This window comes from Nocardioides sp. (genome assembly GCF_035503875.1).
GTDB lineage: Bacteria > Actinomycetota > Actinomycetes > Propionibacteriales > Nocardioidaceae > Nocardioides.
On the sequence record NZ_DATJTA010000037.1, the window covers coordinates 19,074 to 33,699 of the forward strand.

General features: G+C 72.6%; 15 protein-coding genes. 7 read left to right on the forward strand and 8 right to left on the reverse strand.

Translation table 11 applies throughout. The features are described 5' to 3' along the window. Window positions 1–45 precede the first annotated feature (45 nt). Together VMF51_RS08455 and VMF51_RS08460 are read left to right on the forward strand one after the other, a co-directional pair. Window positions 46–528, forward strand: a complete 483-nt coding sequence (locus tag VMF51_RS08455) for a helix-turn-helix transcriptional regulator (RefSeq protein ID WP_325473973.1) — start codon at window positions 46–48, stop codon at window positions 526–528. Continuing rightward, window positions 497–1,654, forward strand: coding sequence for a tyrosine-type recombinase/integrase (locus tag VMF51_RS08460; RefSeq protein ID WP_325473974.1), 1,158 nt, complete (start codon window positions 497–499; stop codon window positions 1,652–1,654). Before VMF51_RS08455 ends, VMF51_RS08460 begins: the two co-directional genes overlap by 32 nt. A 9-nt stretch (window positions 1,655–1,663) precedes the next feature. Here the strand turns inward: VMF51_RS08460 and VMF51_RS08465 are convergent, their stop codons facing one another. Together VMF51_RS08465 and VMF51_RS08470 are read right to left on the reverse strand one after the other, a co-directional pair. After that, the gene (locus VMF51_RS08465) at window positions 1,664–2,233 is read right to left on the reverse strand and encodes an HhH-GPD-type base excision DNA repair protein (protein ID WP_325473975.1); all 570 of its coding nucleotides are present in this window, start codon (window positions 2,231–2,233) and stop codon (window positions 1,664–1,666) included. 119 nt (window positions 2,234–2,352) lie between these two features. After that, entirely contained in the window at window positions 2,353–2,754 is a 402-nt protein-coding gene (locus tag VMF51_RS08470; protein ID WP_325473976.1) for a universal stress protein, read from the reverse strand. 126 nt (window positions 2,755–2,880) lie between these two features. Between VMF51_RS08470 and VMF51_RS08475 the strand changes: the two genes are divergently transcribed. Beyond that, window positions 2,881–3,300, forward strand: a complete 420-nt coding sequence (locus tag VMF51_RS08475) for a hypothetical protein (RefSeq protein ID WP_325473977.1) — start codon at window positions 2,881–2,883, stop codon at window positions 3,298–3,300. A 6-nt stretch (window positions 3,301–3,306) separates the two neighbouring features. Here the strand turns inward: VMF51_RS08475 and VMF51_RS08480 are convergent, their stop codons facing one another. From VMF51_RS08480 to VMF51_RS08490, 3 genes are read right to left on the reverse strand one after another with little or no spacing between them, the layout of a single operon-like run. Continuing rightward, window positions 3,307–4,773, reverse strand: coding sequence for a glutamate--cysteine ligase (locus VMF51_RS08480; RefSeq protein WP_325473978.1), 1,467 nt, complete (start codon window positions 4,771–4,773; stop codon window positions 3,307–3,309). A gap of 39 nt (window positions 4,774–4,812) precedes the next feature. Next, complete coding sequence (locus tag VMF51_RS08485) at window positions 4,813–5,952, reverse strand: glutamate--cysteine ligase (RefSeq protein ID WP_325473979.1); 1,140 nt, start codon at window positions 5,950–5,952, stop codon at window positions 4,813–4,815. 29 nt (window positions 5,953–5,981) lie between these two features. Then, complete coding sequence (locus VMF51_RS08490) at window positions 5,982–6,947, reverse strand: DUF4192 domain-containing protein (protein WP_325473980.1); 966 nt, start codon at window positions 6,945–6,947, stop codon at window positions 5,982–5,984. A gap of 115 nt (window positions 6,948–7,062) precedes the next feature. Between VMF51_RS08490 and VMF51_RS08495 the strand changes: the two genes are divergently transcribed. From VMF51_RS08495 to VMF51_RS08505, 3 genes are all read left to right on the forward strand, one after another. Continuing rightward, entirely contained in the window at window positions 7,063–8,436 is a 1,374-nt protein-coding gene (locus VMF51_RS08495; RefSeq protein WP_325473981.1) for a DNA polymerase IV, read from the forward strand. Window positions 8,437–8,829: 393 nt separating this feature from the next. Next, entirely contained in the window at window positions 8,830–10,977 is a 2,148-nt protein-coding gene (locus tag VMF51_RS08500) for a S9 family peptidase (protein WP_325473982.1), read from the forward strand. A 191-nt stretch (window positions 10,978–11,168) separates the two neighbouring features. Then, on the forward strand, window positions 11,169–12,125 hold the full coding sequence (locus tag VMF51_RS08505) for a sigma-70 family RNA polymerase sigma factor (RefSeq protein ID WP_325473983.1): 957 nt from the start codon (window positions 11,169–11,171) through the stop codon (window positions 12,123–12,125). 62 nt (window positions 12,126–12,187) lie between these two features. Here VMF51_RS08505 and VMF51_RS08510 read toward each other — a convergent pair whose 3' ends face one another. Continuing rightward, entirely contained in the window at window positions 12,188–12,496 is a 309-nt protein-coding gene (locus VMF51_RS08510; protein WP_325473984.1) for a hypothetical protein, read from the reverse strand. A gap of 38 nt (window positions 12,497–12,534) precedes the next feature. On the opposite strand from VMF51_RS08510, the gene VMF51_RS08515 reads away from it, so the two are divergent. After that, entirely contained in the window at window positions 12,535–13,014 is a 480-nt protein-coding gene (locus tag VMF51_RS08515) for a GNAT family N-acetyltransferase (RefSeq protein ID WP_325473985.1), read from the forward strand. Here VMF51_RS08515 and coaE read toward each other — a convergent pair. Then, a complete protein-coding gene (gene coaE, locus VMF51_RS08520; protein WP_325473986.1) occupies window positions 12,971–13,588 on the reverse strand; it encodes a dephospho-CoA kinase in 618 nt (205 codons plus the stop codon). The genes VMF51_RS08515 and coaE overlap by 44 nt on opposite strands. Window positions 13,589–13,623: 35 nt before the next feature. Beyond that, window positions 13,624–14,586: a GlxA family transcriptional regulator gene (locus VMF51_RS08525; RefSeq protein WP_414689449.1), complete on the reverse strand. Its 963-nt coding sequence runs from the start codon at window positions 14,584–14,586 to the stop codon at window positions 13,624–13,626. Between the last annotated feature and the right edge of the window lie 40 nt (window positions 14,587–14,626).

Below are 14,626 nucleotides of genomic sequence, written 5' to 3' on the forward strand. Positions count from 1 at the left end.
CCAACGCCCGCCAACGTCCCTCCCGCTGGCTCGACACCCGAAGAGGTGTTCGCGGCCCGCATCCAGGAGCGCCGCAAGGCACTCGACTGGGCGCAGACGACCCTCGCGGCCAACCTCGGCCAAGCCTTCGGGATTGACCTCGACGGCACGGCGATCACTCGGATCGAGCAGGGCAAGCGCCGCGTACGGCTCGACGAGGCGGTGGCGATCACGCAGCTGCTCGGGCTCGACCTGCACGAGGTCACCGCCCCTCACCCGGGCGGGATCGACGAGCAGCTCGAGCGCGCTCGGATTGCCCTGGACAGCGCGTCGTACGCCGCCGAGTTCTGGCAGCGCGAGCGGACGCAGGCACAGGGGCGCTTCGACGAGCTACAGCGGCTGTGGCGTGAGCGGCAGGAAGCGGCCGAACGAGCTCGGTCCTTCATCAAGGAGCAGCGCGACGCGGCCGAAGCACGCGGCGACGTGAACGCGCTCGCCGGCTACGACGTCGAGGGCGGTGGGGACGATCGCTTCGATCAAGAGGCGTGAGAGCGGGAAGTGGCGAGCGCGGTACCGCGACGCGGCCGGCAAGGAGCACGCCAAGCACTTCGATCGGAAGATCGACGGGCAGCAGTGGCTCGACCAGGTCACGGCATCGGTCGTCCGGGGCGACTACGTCGACCCCAAGGCCGGGCGAGCCACACTGGCGTCGTACGCCGCCTCGTGGGAGCAGGTGCAGGTCTCGAGCGACGGCACGAAGCGGATCGTCGACAACGCGCTGAGGCTGCACATCCTCCCCGAGCTCGGCAAGCACCCGCTGTCAGCGATCCGGCCGACGATGGTGCAGGCGCTGGTGAAGAAGCTGGACACTGAGAAGGGCCTCTCCCCCGGCACGATCCACGGGATCTACCACGTCCTGACTCAGGTGCTCGACGCGGCGGTCGACGATCGCCTGATCTCGTCGTCGCCGTGCACGTCGAAGATCAAGCTGCCGCAGTCAGATGACGCGCCAGTCGTCCCGCCGACCATCGAGCGAGTGGAGGCATTCCGGGACGCGCTGCCCGAGCGCTACCGCGCCCTCGCCGTGCTACTCGCCGGGGCCGGCCCGCGGATCGGCGAGGCGCTCGGCCTGGACAAGCACGACGTGACGTTCCTCGGGAAGGGCGCGGTCAAGATCGACGAGCAGCGGCGCCAGGACGGCACGATAGGGCCGCTGAAGTCGAAGAAGTCCCGCCGCGTCGTCCCGATCGGGAAGGTCGTCGTCGAGACCCTGGCGGCCCACCTGAAGGCGTACCCGAGTGAGGGCGCCCTGTTCCTCGACGAGATCGGCGAGCCGCTGGTGTACCGCCGGTGGCGCACGGTGGCCGAGGCCGCCGTGGTCGAGGCGAACCGGCGGGAAGCAGCGGCCCTGCGCGAGCGCGACCCGAAGGCGACGTACACCCCGTGGGACCTCACCGCGCACGACCTGCGGCACTTCTACGCCTCAGCGCTGATCGCTGGCGGCGCGTCGGTGAAGCAGGTCCAGGAGCGCCTGGGGCACGCCACGCCGGTGATCACCCTGACGACCTACGCGCACCTCTGGCCGGGCGAGGACGACCGAACCCGCGAGGTGATGGACGAGGTTCTCAGCCCTCTCGCGGACTCCCCGCGGACTGCGGAGGCTCTCGATGCGTGAAACCGCAGGTCAGACGGCCTTCGCCTTGGCCGCGGCCTTCTTCTGCTTCTTGAAGTCGCGCACTTTCTGCAGGCTCGCGGGGTCGACCACGTCGGCGACCGAGCGGTGTCCCTCCAACGCGTAGTCGCCGACGACCGCGTCCCAGCCCTCGGGGCGTTCGTCGAGCTGCTTGGCCAGCAGCGCGACGAAGATCTGCGCCTTCTGCTTGCCGAACCCCGGCAGCGCCATCACCCGCTTCAGCAGGTCCTTGCCGCTGGTGGCCTCGGCCCACAGCCGCTCGGTGCGGCCGTCGTACTGCTCCTCGACGAGGCGGGCCAGCTCCTGCAGGCGTGCGGCCATCGAGCCCGGGAAGCGGTGGATCGCCGGGGGCGTGGCGCACAGGGCCGCGAACTCCTCAGGGTCCGCCGCCGCGATCGCCGCGGGGTCGATGGTGCCGAAGCGGTCCAGCACCTTGGCCGGGCCGCGGAAGGCGTGCTCCATGGGGTACTGCTGGTCGAGCATCATCCCGACGAGCAGGGCGAAGGGGTCGTCGGTCAGCACCTGGTCGGCGTGCTCGTCGCCGGTGATGTGGATGGCCATGCGCACCAGGATGCCGTACGCAGACCGTCCCCTCACGTCGAGTCGGCAGTAGTTACTGCCGACTCGACGCGCAAGTTCTGCCGACTGGGCGGGTAACTACTGCCGACTCGGCGGGTGGGTCAGTCGGCCTTGACGGCGAGGACGGGGCAGTGGGCGTCGAGGAGGATCCGCTGGGCGTTGCTGCCCAGGATCAGCTTGCCGACGGGCGAGCGGCGGCGCAGGCCGATGACGATCAGCTCGGCGTCGTTGGCCTCGGCGATCGAGATCAGGTCCTCGGCGGGCTCGAAGCCCCGGACGAGCTGGCGCAGGTCGTGGTCGATGCCGGCCGCGTCGAGCTTCGACTTCACCGACTCCATCTCGGCCTCGGCGCGCCGGGCGGCGGCGGCGTCGAAGTCCTGGCCGCCGCGGTGGGAGTTGACGACGACCAGCTTGGAGCCGCGGAGCTTCGCCTCCTCGATCGCCTTGGACAGGGCGGCTTCGCCCTCCGGCTTCGGAACGTACCCGACCACCACGGTCCCCATCGATGTCCATCCCTTCGTCAGGCCGGCCCGACGACCGGTCGTCGGGCACGCTACCGAACTCCCGTACCCGGTGGGAGCCTGTGAACTCACCCGGCGGGATCGCGGTTCTCCGGGCAGGGTGGAGCCATGGGTCCAGGACTTCACGAGCCGGTCGCCCGGCCGCTGGCCGCGCTGCTGCGTCGAGCGGTCCTCGATCACGCGACGTCCGAGCCGCGCCGGCACTACCCCGCCCGCCTGCACATCGGCGTCCCGGGCGGGTCCCAGCGGGTCCTCGCCCTGGAACCGGCGTCGGCCGACCACTCCCTGCGCACCGACGTCGCGGCGGCGATGCTCAGCCGGGCGCCGACCGGCACGGAGCCGGTGGTCTGGCTGACCCGCTCCGGCGACCTGGACCTGCAGGACCTGGACGCGCAGTGGCTGGCGGCCGCGCTCGCGGCCTGCGGGGAGGCCGACCGGCCGCTGACGATGGTCGTCGTGAACCGGCACGGCTGGCGCGACCCCCGCTCCGGGACGGCACGGGAGTGGAAGCGCCTGCGTCGGCGCTGAGGGTGCTCAGTCCCAGGTGTGCACGGGCTCGTTGGTGTGCATCCGCTCGCGGTAGTCGAGCAGGGTGGACCGGAGCGCGTCGTAGCGGTCCTGGCCGGACCGCTCCCCCATCCGCCGCACGAACCACTCCGCTCCGTTGACGCCGCTCAGGCAACGCTGCTCGATGATGTCCAGCAGCCGGTCGGACTCCGCCGCGGGGACGCCCCAGGCGTCCAACCCGTGCCGTGCGAGGGGCAGCAGGCGGCGCAGCACCAGCTCGGTGGCGCGGACCTGGCCGACGCCCGGCCAGTAGATCTGGGCCTCGATCCCCTGCTGGGCCGCCACGTGGAAGTTCTCCTCGGCGGCCGAGAAGGACATCTGGGACCACAGCGGGCGCTGGCTCTCGGCCAGGGCGCGCACCAGCCCGAAGTAGAACGCCGCGTTCGCGATGGTGTCGGCGACGGTCGGGCCGGCGGCGAGCACCCGGTTCTCCACCCGCAGGTGCGGCACCCCACCGGCGATGTCGTAGACCGGGCGGTTCCAGCGGTAGATCGTGCCGTTGTGCAGCCGCAGCTCCGACAGGTTGGGCGTGCCGCCGCCTTCCAGGACGGCGAGCGGGTCCTCGTCGTCGGAGATCGGCAGCAGGGCCGGGAAGTAACGGACGTTCTCCTCGAACAGGTCGAACACCGAGGTGATCCAACGCTCGCCGAACCAGACCCGCGGGCGCACGCCCTGGGCCTTCAGCTCCTCGCTGCGGGTGTCGGTGGCCTGCTCGAACAGCGGGATCCGGGTCTCGCGCCACAGCTCCTTGCCGAGGAGGTACGGCGAGTTGGCGCCGATCGCCAGCTGCACGGCCGAGATCGCCTGGGAGGCGTTCCAGTGCGCCGCGAACTGGTCCGGCGAGGTCTGCACGTGGAACTGGGTGCTCGTGCAGGCAGCCTCGGGCACGATCGAGTCGGCCGTGGTGGAGAGCCGCTCGGACGCCCCGTTGATCGAGATGCTGATGTCCTCGCCCCGCGCGTCGAGGATCTGCTCGCTGAGCAGCCGGTAGCGCGGGTTCCCGCTGATGCTGTGCACCCCCATGTGCCCCTCGGCCAGGGTCGGCAGGACGCCGATCATCACCAGGTGGGCACCGACCTCCGCGGACTTGTGCTCGGCGTCGTTGAGGCTGCGCCGCAGGTTGGCCTCGAAGGTCGCCAGGCCGCCCTCGCGCAAGCGGGCGGGCGGCACGTTGATCTCGATGTTGAACTGGCCGAGCTCGGTCTGGAAGTCGGGGTCGGCGATGGCGTCGAGGGCCTGCGCGTTCTTCAGCGCGGGGTCGCCGGCCTCGTCGATGAGGTTGAGCTCGACCTCCAGGCCGGTCATCGGGTCGTCGGTGTCGAAGCGTGCGTCCCGCAGCATCCGCGCGAAGACGTCCAGGCAGCGCCGGACCTTCTCCCGGTGCCGAGTGCGGTCGGCGCGCGTGAACTCCTGTGCCTCCACTTCCTCACCCATGAATCGACCCTAGCGGCGCGCGGCGGGCCGGACAGGGGCTCATGCGTCCGCCCAGGAGACGCGGGTCCGCTCGAGGAGGTCGTCGACCACGCCGTCGACGCTGCCCGTCCGCTCGTACGCCGCCCGCTGCCGGGTCGCTCCGCCGAGGTGTCGGACCCGGCGTACGCCGTCCTCCACCAGCTCGAGGTCGCCGGCCTCGGCGAGCGCCGGCCGGGTCCGGTCGACCAGGGCGGCCAGCACCTCGTCCGCGGGCGCGAGCGCCCGGGCGACGGGATGCACCAGTCGCTCGGTGACGCCGTAGCGCGCCGCGCGCCACTGCGCGGCGCGCAGCTCCTCGGCGCGCCAGGGAGGGGTCTCCTCCCCCGCGGCGTGCTCGCGGGCGAAGGTCTCGACCAGCGCGCGGGCGAGGGCCGCGACCAGCACCGCGTCGAGCGGGTCGGTGCACACGTCGGCGATCCGGATCTCCAGCGTCGGGTGTGCGGCGGCCAGGCGCGCGTCGAAGTAGAGCATCCCCTCGTCGCGGGCGGCGCCCGTCTCGAGCAGCATCGCGCAGACGGACCGGTAGCCGGCGAGTGAGCCGAACTGCTCGGTGGGTCCGGCGCTCGGCCAGCGGGCCCAGACCTGCGAGCGCCAGGAGGCGTACGCCGTGTCTCGCGCGTCGTAGATCGGGGAGTTGGCACTGACCGCCAGCAGCAGCGGGAGCCACGGCGCGAGGCGGTCGATGACGCCGACCCCCTCCTCGTCGTCGGCGATGTCGACGTGGACGTGCATCCCGCAGGTCCCGCCCGTGCGGGCCACCTCGCCGAAGGTGTCGACCATGTCGCGGTAGCGGTCGTTCGGGGAGACCAGGACCCGGTCGATGACGCTGGGGACGATCCCGGAGGCCACGACCCCCAGGTCGACGGCGGCTGCCGCCTCGCCCGCCGTGCGGCGCGCGTCGCGGATCTGGCGGAGCGTCTCGTCGATCGACTCGGTGGGGGCGGTCCGGGTCTCCAGCTGGTGCCGGAACAGCTCCTGGTCGAGCTCGTCCGTCGCGACCGCGGCTCGCCGCCCACGGCGGTGCTCACGGAATCCCTTCAGCACCTCGGGCGACCGCGCCGTCACGAGCCGGGTCGCAGGGTCGACCAGCAGCAGCTCCTCCTCGAGCCCGACCTTGCGTGACACTCCTGAGCGATCCATGCGGGGCGGGTACCCGGCGGGCGCGACCCTCACCGAGGCGGTGCGAGGGACGCGCCGTCCTCGAACATGCTGGGCGGCAGTGCCCGATCGAGCGCGTCCGCGACGAGCTGGGCCAGGGAGTTGCGCGGGTCGACCTCGCGGCATCGGTCGATCGCGCACCAGGCGAGCGCCCCGTCGCCGGCGGCCCAGGCGGTCAGGGCCAGGACGGCGGCCGGTCCACCGCGCACGGCCGCGGGCGCCCGCCGCACCGTGTCGGTCCACAGGCGAACGTGGTCGTGGGCACCCGGCCGGCGAACCGTCGCCCAGGCCGCGTCGCGCGTCGCGGGGTCGCGCAGACCGAGCAGCAGTCCGGGCAGGGCGGCGTCGGGGATCCGCCCGTCGGCGAGGTGCGCCGCGACCAGGGCCGCGACGTCGTCGGGTCCGGCGGGGTCGGCTCCTGCGAGGAGCGCCGCGACCGCGGCCACCGCGTCGCGGTCGGGCTCGAGACCGGCCGCCAGCTCCTCGCGGGAGCCGAGCACGGCCCGTCCGTCGAACACCGCCTGGGCCGTGAACGGGTGGCAGGACAGGTCGTAGGGGACGCCGTCGGTCGGCACCCCGGGCCGACGCCCCGGGAGCAGCGGATGCCAGCGGTGTCCGTCGGCTCGCAGCGCGTCGACGACGTCGATCCCGGCGCGTTGGAAGGCCCCCACCACGCGCCGGCCGATCCGCCCGGCGATCGCCGCCCGGTCCTCGGCTCCCAGCGCCACGAGCGCGACGGCGCGCACACCGTGGCGTCGGGCCGGATCGAGCAGGGCCGCGACGACGTCGGCGTCCTCGGCCGCCGAGCCGGGCAGGTCGATGCGGGCATGGAACGGCCGACGACCACCGAAGGTCAGCAGCACCAGCGAGTCGGTGACCTGGAAGCCGAGGACGAGCGGGACCACGGCGAGCAGGTCCTCGGGCGTGCGCGCGGTCAGACGGGTCGGGGACGGGGTGGAGGGAGCGGGAGAGGTCATGGCGCAACGCTCCCCACGGGCGCCGACGGCCGACGGGCACCCGGCCGGGCCCGGTGGAGAACGGGTGCGGCGAGTGGATCTGTGGACGGTCGGTGGTCCGGAGTAGCGTGCGCGGGTGCGTGCCCAGGCCTCCGTGCTCCACCTCGATCTCGATGCGTTCTTCGCCTCGGTCGAGCAGCGCGACAAGCCGTCGCTGCGCGGCAAGCCGGTCGTGGTCGGCGGGGTCGGCGGCCGGGGCGTGGTCTCCACGGCGTCCTACGAGGCCCGCCGGTACGGCGTCCGCTCGGCCATGTCGACCCGTGAGGCCAGGTCCCGCTGCCCGCACGCCGCGTTCCTCAGCGGCCGCTTCCACGCCTACCGGGACGCCAGCCGGGCGGTCATGGGCCTGCTCCGATCGGTCAGCCCCCTGGTCGAGCCACTGTCGCTCGACGAGGCCTTCGTCGACCTGGAGCAGTCCGAGCTGCCCGACCTCGAGGTCGCCACGGTCACCGCGTTCGCCGAGGAGCTGCGTGGCCGGCTGACCGAGGTGACCCGGGGGCTCACCGCCTCGGTCGGGATCGGCACCTCCAAGTTCATCGCGAAGGTGGCCAGCGACCTCGACAAGCCGGACGGGCTGGTCGTCGTACCCCCGGGGACCGAGCAGGACCTCCTCCGGCCGATGCACGTCACGGTGATCCCGGGGGTCGGGCCGGCGACCGCCGAACGGCTGCGCCGCTCGGGGATCCACACGGTGGCCGAGCTGGAGCTGGTCGACCTGGACGAGCTGGTCCGGCTGGTCGGGAAGGCGCAGGGCGGCAGTCTCCACCAGCTCGCCCGGGCGCTCGACGACCGCCCGGTGGTGCCCGAGCGGGAGGCCAAGTCGGTCAGCGTCGAGGGCACCTACGACACCGACCTCACCGACCGGAGGCTGATGGAGGGGCTGCTGACCCGGCAGGCCGGCGAGGTCGCGGCGCGGCTGCGCAAGGGCGGGCTCTCCGGGCGCACGGTCACGATCAAGGTGCGCCTGCACGACTTCACGACGTTGAGCCGCTCGAGCACCCTCGCCTCCCCCACCGACGCCTCGGCGACCATCGCCCGCGTGGCCCGCTCGCTGCTCGCCGACCTCGACACCTCCGGCGGCGTACGGCTCCTCGGGGTGGGCCTGTCGGGACTGGCCGACTGGGTGCAGGAGGACCTGTTCGGGGAGACCGCCGAGGACGAGCCCGAGCTCCCGGTCATCGAGGTGCCGCACCACTCACGCCGCACCTGGGCTCCCGGCATGGACGTCGAGCACGACGAGCTCGGTCGCGGCTGGGTCTGGGGCTCGGGCCGCGGCGTCGTCACCGTCCGCTTCGAGACGGCCGAGACTCCTGCCGGACCGGTGCGGTCGTACGCCGAGGACGACCCCGCGCTCCGTCCGTGGCTGCCCGCGGACCCGGCCGCGGAGCCAGCGGCGCAGGGGGTCGAGCCCGGGACCGGGGAAATGACCGAGGGCCCCGCGACGGTATGAGCGTCACGAGGCCCTCGTACGAGGCGGAATCGGTGACGCCCGCCTCGACCCGACCGGACCTCCGACCCCGCCGGCCCCGTCACCGGGCCGACGCCGCGAACTGGCTCGCGGTGCGGATCCTCGCTCCTGCCTGATCCCCGGCTCCTCCCCCGCCTGACGGCCGGTTGCGGAGCTGGTGAGGACGTTTCTACGCGCCCCGTGACCGGCGCCACAAGACGTTCCGACGGTCCCACAGCTCCCTCCACAGGACGGCGTCCTCGGTCCACAGCGAACGGCAACGATCCACAGCCAACGGTCTGGACCTGTGCATCGACCTGTGGAGATCCACCCGGCCCGACGAGGTCAGCCGGCGCCGCACGGCGTTCCGCACCGGAGGCCGGATAGGTTCGCCCCATGCATTCCGCTGGGCAACCCCCCGTCGCCGACCGGCGCCCGACCACGCGCGAGATCCACGGCCAGACCCGCGTCGACGACTACGAGTGGCTGCGCGAGAAGGACTCGCCGGAGGTCGCGGCGTACCTCGAGGCCGAGAACGCCTACACCGACGAACGGACCGCGCACCTCGCCGAGCTGCGCACGACGATCTTCGACGAGGTGAAGGCGCGCACCCTGGAGACCGACCTCTCGGTCCCCACCCGCAACCGGGGGCACTGGTACTACTCCCGCTCCTACGAGGGCAAGGAGTACGGCGCGACGTGCCGCGTGCCGGTCAGCGACCCGGACGACTGGACGCCGCCGCAGCCCGCCGCCGAGGCCCGCCCCGACGAGCCGGCGCTTCCCGGCGAGGAGGTGCTGCTCGACCTCAACGAGCTGGCCGAGGGGCACGAGTTCTTCTCCCTGGGCGGCTCCGCCCTGACCCTCGACGACGCGCTGCTGGCCTACGCCGTCGACACGGTCGGCGACGAGCGCTACACGGTCCGGTTCAAGGACCTCGCGACGGGTCAGCTGCGCGACGACGAGCTCACCGGGGTGATGGGCGGCGTCGTGTGGCACCCCAACGGCCTCGACTGCTTCTACTCGACCATCGACGAGTCCTGGCGGCCCGACAAGGTGTGGCGCCACCGCCTCGGCACCGCCCAGGCGGAGGACGAGCTGGTCCTGCACGAGCCCGACGGCCGGTTCTGGACCGGCATCGGCCGCAGCCGCAGCAACCGGTTCCTGATGACGGCGACGGGCTCCAAGACCACCACCGAGTACCGCTACCTCGACACCGCCGACCCCGACGCCGAGTGGGTGCTGTTCAGCGAGCGTCGCGAGGACCTGGAGTACACGCTCGAGCACGCCGTGCTTGCCGGCGAGGACGTCTTCCTGGTCCACCACAACGCCACCGGGCCGGACTTCGAGATCGGCGTGGCCCCGATCGCCCCCACCGCTCCCGCGGGCTGGCGCGCGCTGGTCCCGCACGACCCCGCCGTACGCCTGGAGGGCGTGGACGCCCACGCCGGCCACCTGGTGATCCACCAGCGCAGCGACGGCCTGACCCAGCTGCGGATCGTCGAGCTCGACGCGGACGGGACCGGCGAGGACTACCTGGTGGAGTTCGACCACGCGGTCTACACCGTCGGCGGCGGGGGCAACCCGGTCTTCGACCAGCCCACCGTCCGGCTCGGCTACACCACGATGGCGGTGCCGTCGTCGGTCTACGACTACGACGTCCGCACCCGCGAGCTGACCCTGCTGCGGCGGGCGCCCGTGCTCGGTGGCTACGACCCCGCCGACTACGAGGAGCACCGGCTCTGGGCGACGGCGGAGGACGGCGAGCGGGTGCCGATCTCGATCGTGTGCCGTCGCGGCGCACGCGAGGGGGTGGGCGGTGGCACGCAGCCCGTTCCGACCCTGCTCTACGGCTACGGCGCCTACGAGGTCTCGACCGACCCGTACTTCTCCGTCGCCCGCCTCTCCCTGCTCGACCGCGGGGCGGCCTTCGCCATCGCCCACGTCCGCGGCGGCGGGGAGATGGGCCGGCGCTGGTACGACGAGGGCAAGCTGTTCGCCAAGCAGCACACCTTCGGCGACTTCATTGCCTGTGCGCGCCACCTCGTCGACACCGGCTGGGCGACTCCCGAGACCCTGGTCGCCGAGGGCGGGAGCGCCGGCGGCCTGCTTGTCGGCGCGGTCGCCAACCAGGCGCCCGAGCTGTTCGGCGGTTTCGTCGCCCAGGTCCCCTTCGTCGACGCGCTCACCACCATGCTCGACGCGACCCTGCCGCTGACCGTGACCGAGTACGACGAGTGGGGCAACCCGGAGGCCGACCCGGAGGTCTACGCCTACATGGCCGGCTACGCGCCGTACGACAACGTCGCCGAGCGCGACTACCCGCCGATCCTGGCCGAGACCTCGCTGAACGACACCCGCGTCCTCTACGTCGAGCCGGCCAAGTGGGTGGCCCGGCTGCGTGCGGTCGCCGGCAACCCCGACGTGCTGCTGCGCACCGAGATGTCGGCCGGCCACGGGGGCGTCTCGGGGCGGTACAAGTCGTGGCACGACCGGGCCTTCACGCTCGCCTGGATCCTGGACCGGATGGGGCTCGCCGACCGCTGATCGGGGTGTGCCCCGAGAGGAGCCCTGAGAAGTCCCTGAGAGTTGCGAGATTCGGCAACTCCCGGGCTCTCCCGCACGTCGTTCCAGTCGAAGGCCCAACGGGTTTGGCCGGGGAATCCTCTGGTCACCTGGGGCGTTGACGACGATGTGAGCCGACAAACAGCCGGCGTCACGGAAGCTAGGAGGGCCCCATGGCTACACGAACCGCACCTGCGGGGGGACGCGAGATCGAGGGTCGCGACAGCGTCGGCCTGTACCTCGACGAGATCGCCCGCAACGCCCTCCTCGACGCGGCCACCGAGGTCGAGCTCTCCAAGACCATCGAGGCCGGACTGATGGCCGAGCACCTGCTCGCCGAGGGCCGGGTCGGTCGTCGCAAGGGCGGCGCCCCGATGTCGGCCAAGCAGGAGGAGCTGGAGTGGCTGGCCGAGGAGGGCCGCAAGGCGGTCGACACCTTCATCACCGCCAACCTCCGCCTCGTCGTCTCCATCGCCCGCAAGTACGGCCGGGCGCAGATGCCGATGCTGGACCTGATCCAGGAGGGCAACACCGGCCTGATCCGCGCGGTCGAGAAGTTCGACTACACCAAGGGCTACAAGTTCTCGACCTACGCCACCTGGTGGGTCCGCCAGGCGATCACCCGCGGCATCGCACAGCAGGCCCGGGTCGTCCGGCTGCCCGTGCACGTCGTCGAGGAGCTCAACCAGGTCGGCGGCGCCCGCCGTACCCTCGAGCGCCAGCTGGGCCGCGACCCGGAGCCGCACGAGATCGCCACCGAGCTCGGCATGAGCGTCGACCGGGTCCTCGACCTGATGGCCTGGGGCCGTGAGCACGTCAGCCTCGACTCCCCCGTCGACGAGGACGGCGACACCTCGCTCGGCGATCTGATGGCCCAGGAGACCTCGCCGGGTCCCGACCTGTCGTTCCTCGACGTGGAGGCCCGCGACCGGCTGAACACGCTGGTGGGCCACCTCGACGAGCGCGCGGCCGACATCATCCGCTCGCGCTACGGCCTCGTCGACGGGCGCCAGCACAAACTGGCCGACATCGGCACGAAGCACGGCATCTCCGCCGAGCGGGTGCGCCAGCTCGAGCGGGAGGCGCTGCAGAAGCTGCGCCGCATCGCCGATCCGGACCTCGCGGCCTGATCGGCCGCAGTTCCTCGGCACCACCTCGTTGCCCCCGCCCACCGGCGGGGGCAACGGGCATTTCAGGGCTGCCCGGCCTCGCGTCGCTCGTGCAGCCGCTGCCGCGCCGCGTCCAGGTAGGCCAGGCACGGTGCCTCGGCACCCGGGTGCCGCTCGGTCAGGTGGAAGGTCCACCGGTCCATCGCCGCCAGGTAGCCGTTGTCCCCTCCGGGACGGTGGGTCGACCAGGGCCGATCCCCCTTGGACGTGCACGTCGTGCACGCGACCTTGTAGAGGAACTGCCGCTGGCCGTCGAGATCGATCCTGACCTTCGCCAGCGGGCCGGCCTCGACCCCCGCCTTCCGCTCCCGAGCCGATCGGCTCGCCACCATGTCGCACTCCTCGCGTCGGGGGATGACACGCTACGTCAGTGCAGATCGCGCCCGACCCACTGACCTCCCCCGAGATCGCCGCCTTCCTCCAGGCCCATCTCGACCAGATGCACGAGACCTCACCCGCGGAGAGCGTGCACGCGCTCGACCTCAGCGGGCTGCGTGCGCCCGGCGTGCGCTTCTGGTCGGCGTACGACGGCGGGGAGCTCGTCGGCTGCGCGGCCCTCAAGCGGCTCGACGACGAGCACGCCGAGCTGAAGTCGATGCGCACGGCACCACACCGGACCCGGCAGGGCATCGCGTCGCGGCTGCTCGCCTTCGTCCTCGACGAGGCCGGCCGCGCCGGCTTCGACCGGGTCAGCCTGGAGACCGGCACGCAGGAGTTCTTCGCCCCCGCCCGCGAGCTCTACGCCCGGCACGGGTTCGTCGCGTGCCCGCCGTTCGGCGACTACCGACCGGATCCGAACAGCACGTTCATGACCCGGAGCGTGTCCCGGAGCCTGCCCGCGACGACCTGAGCTCCGCGTGCACCTGGTGCACCCGACGGCGCAGGTCGTCGAGGGTCCCGGTGTTGTCGAGGACGTGGGTCGCGATGGCGAGCCGCTGCTCGCGCGTGGCCTGGGCGGCGATCCGCGCCTCGGCGTCGGCCCGCTCCATCCCGCGATCGCGGACCATCCGCTCGACCTGGGTCTCGACCGGCACGTCCACGACGAGCACCGCGTCGAAGGTGTCCGCGCGGCCCGACTCGGCCAGCAGCGGGATGTCGTGGACGACCAGCGCGCCCGCGGGCGCGGCGGCCTCGAGGGCGGCGTACCGCTCGAAGACCAGGGGGTGCACGATCGACTCGAGCTGCCGGCGCTTCGCCTCGTCCCCGAACACGACCCGGCCCAGGGCCGGGCGGTCCAGGTCGCCCGCGGGGGTCAGCAGCTCGGCCCCGAACGCCTCGACGACGGCCGCCAGCCCGGGGGTCCCGCGCTCCACCACCTCGCGCGCCAGCTTGTCGCCGTCGATGACGATCGCGCCGAGCTCCTCCAGGAGCGTCGACACCGTGCTCTTGCCCGAGGCGATCCCGCCCGTGAGTCCCACCCGCATGGGGCGACCCTAGCCGGGCGGGTCCGGGCGCCGCGTCAGGCCGAGAACGCGCGTCGGTACCGCTGCGGACTGACGCCCCGGATCCGGGAGAAGTGGTGCCGCAGCGTCGCCGCGTTGCCGAAGCCGACGTCGCCGGCGATCCGCTCGATCGAGTGGTCGGTCTGCTCGAGGAGCTGTTCGGCGCGCAGCACCCGCTGGCGGGTCACCCACACGTGCGGGGTCGCGCCGACCTCGTCGCGGAAGCGGCGCGCGAAGGTGCGCGGCGACATCAGCGCGCGCTTCGCCAGGGCGTCGACGTCGAGCTCCTCGTGGAGGTTCTCGACGATCCACTGCTGCAGGACGCCGAAGGTCTCGTCGTCGCAGTCCGGGACCGGGCGGGCGATGAACTGCGCCTGTCCCCCGTCGCGGTGCGGGGGTACGACGATCCGGCGGGCGGTCGTCGCGGCCACCCGGGCGCCGTACAGGTCGCGCAGCAGATGCAGCGACGCGTCGATGCCGGCGGCCGACCCGGCACCGGTGAGCACCGTGCCGTCGTGGCAGTACAGGACGTCGGGGCGGACCAGGGCCTCGGGGTACATCGCGGCCAGGCGGGACGTGTAGCGCCAGTGGGTGGTGCACTCGCGGCCGTCGAGCAGTCCGGCGGCACCCAGCTCGAACACGCCCGAACAATGGGCGTAGAGGATCGCTCCGCGCTCGTACGCCGCCCGCACGGCCTCGACGACCGCCGGGTCCTGGTTCAGGAAGTCGTGCTTGGGGCTCAGGCAGACCAGGTCGGCCTCGGCGACGGCCTCCAGGCCGCGCTCGATGTGCAGGTCGAAGTCGGAGCGGCCGCGGACCCGTCCGGGCCGCGGGGTGCAGACCTGGAAGTCGAAGACCGGGTTGTCGTCGTCGGCGTGGTAGGGCTCCCCCCACACCTCGACCAGGGAGCCGAGCCCGAAGGGCTCCGCACCGTCCTGCACCACCACCGCGACCCGCTGCACCCGTTCCACGCCCTCCATGGTGCCACGACCGTGGCAGAAAATCGATGAAAGGTGGCTT

Coding starts and splice junctions, on each gene's coding strand:
- VMF51_RS08505 (WP_325473983.1), top strand. CDS start 11,169: ATGGCTACACGAACCGCACCTGCGGGGGGACGCGAGATCGAGGGTCGC.
- VMF51_RS08475 (WP_325473977.1), top strand. CDS start 2,881: ATGGGTCCAGGACTTCACGAGCCGGTCGCCCGGCCGCTGGCCGCGCTG.
- VMF51_RS08500 (WP_325473982.1), top strand. CDS start 8,830: ATGCATTCCGCTGGGCAACCCCCCGTCGCCGACCGGCGCCCGACCACG.
- VMF51_RS08465 (WP_325473975.1), bottom strand. CDS start 2,233: ATGGCCATCCACATCACCGGCGACGAGCACGCCGACCAGGTGCTGACC.
- coaE (WP_325473986.1), bottom strand. CDS start 13,588: ATGCGGGTGGGACTCACGGGCGGGATCGCCTCGGGCAAGAGCACGGTG.
- VMF51_RS08485 (WP_325473979.1), bottom strand. CDS start 5,952: ATGGATCGCTCAGGAGTGTCACGCAAGGTCGGGCTCGAGGAGGAGCTG.
- VMF51_RS08490 (WP_325473980.1), bottom strand. CDS start 6,947: ATGACCTCTCCCGCTCCCTCCACCCCGTCCCCGACCCGTCTGACCGCG.
- VMF51_RS08525 (WP_414689449.1), bottom strand. CDS start 14,586: ATGGAGGGCGTGGAACGGGTGCAGCGGGTCGCGGTGGTGGTGCAGGAC.
- VMF51_RS08480 (WP_325473978.1), bottom strand. CDS start 4,773: ATGGGTGAGGAAGTGGAGGCACAGGAGTTCACGCGCGCCGACCGCACT.
- VMF51_RS08470 (WP_325473976.1), bottom strand. CDS start 2,754: ATGGGGACCGTGGTGGTCGGGTACGTTCCGAAGCCGGAGGGCGAAGCC.
- VMF51_RS08510 (WP_325473984.1), bottom strand. CDS start 12,496: ATGGTGGCGAGCCGATCGGCTCGGGAGCGGAAGGCGGGGGTCGAGGCC.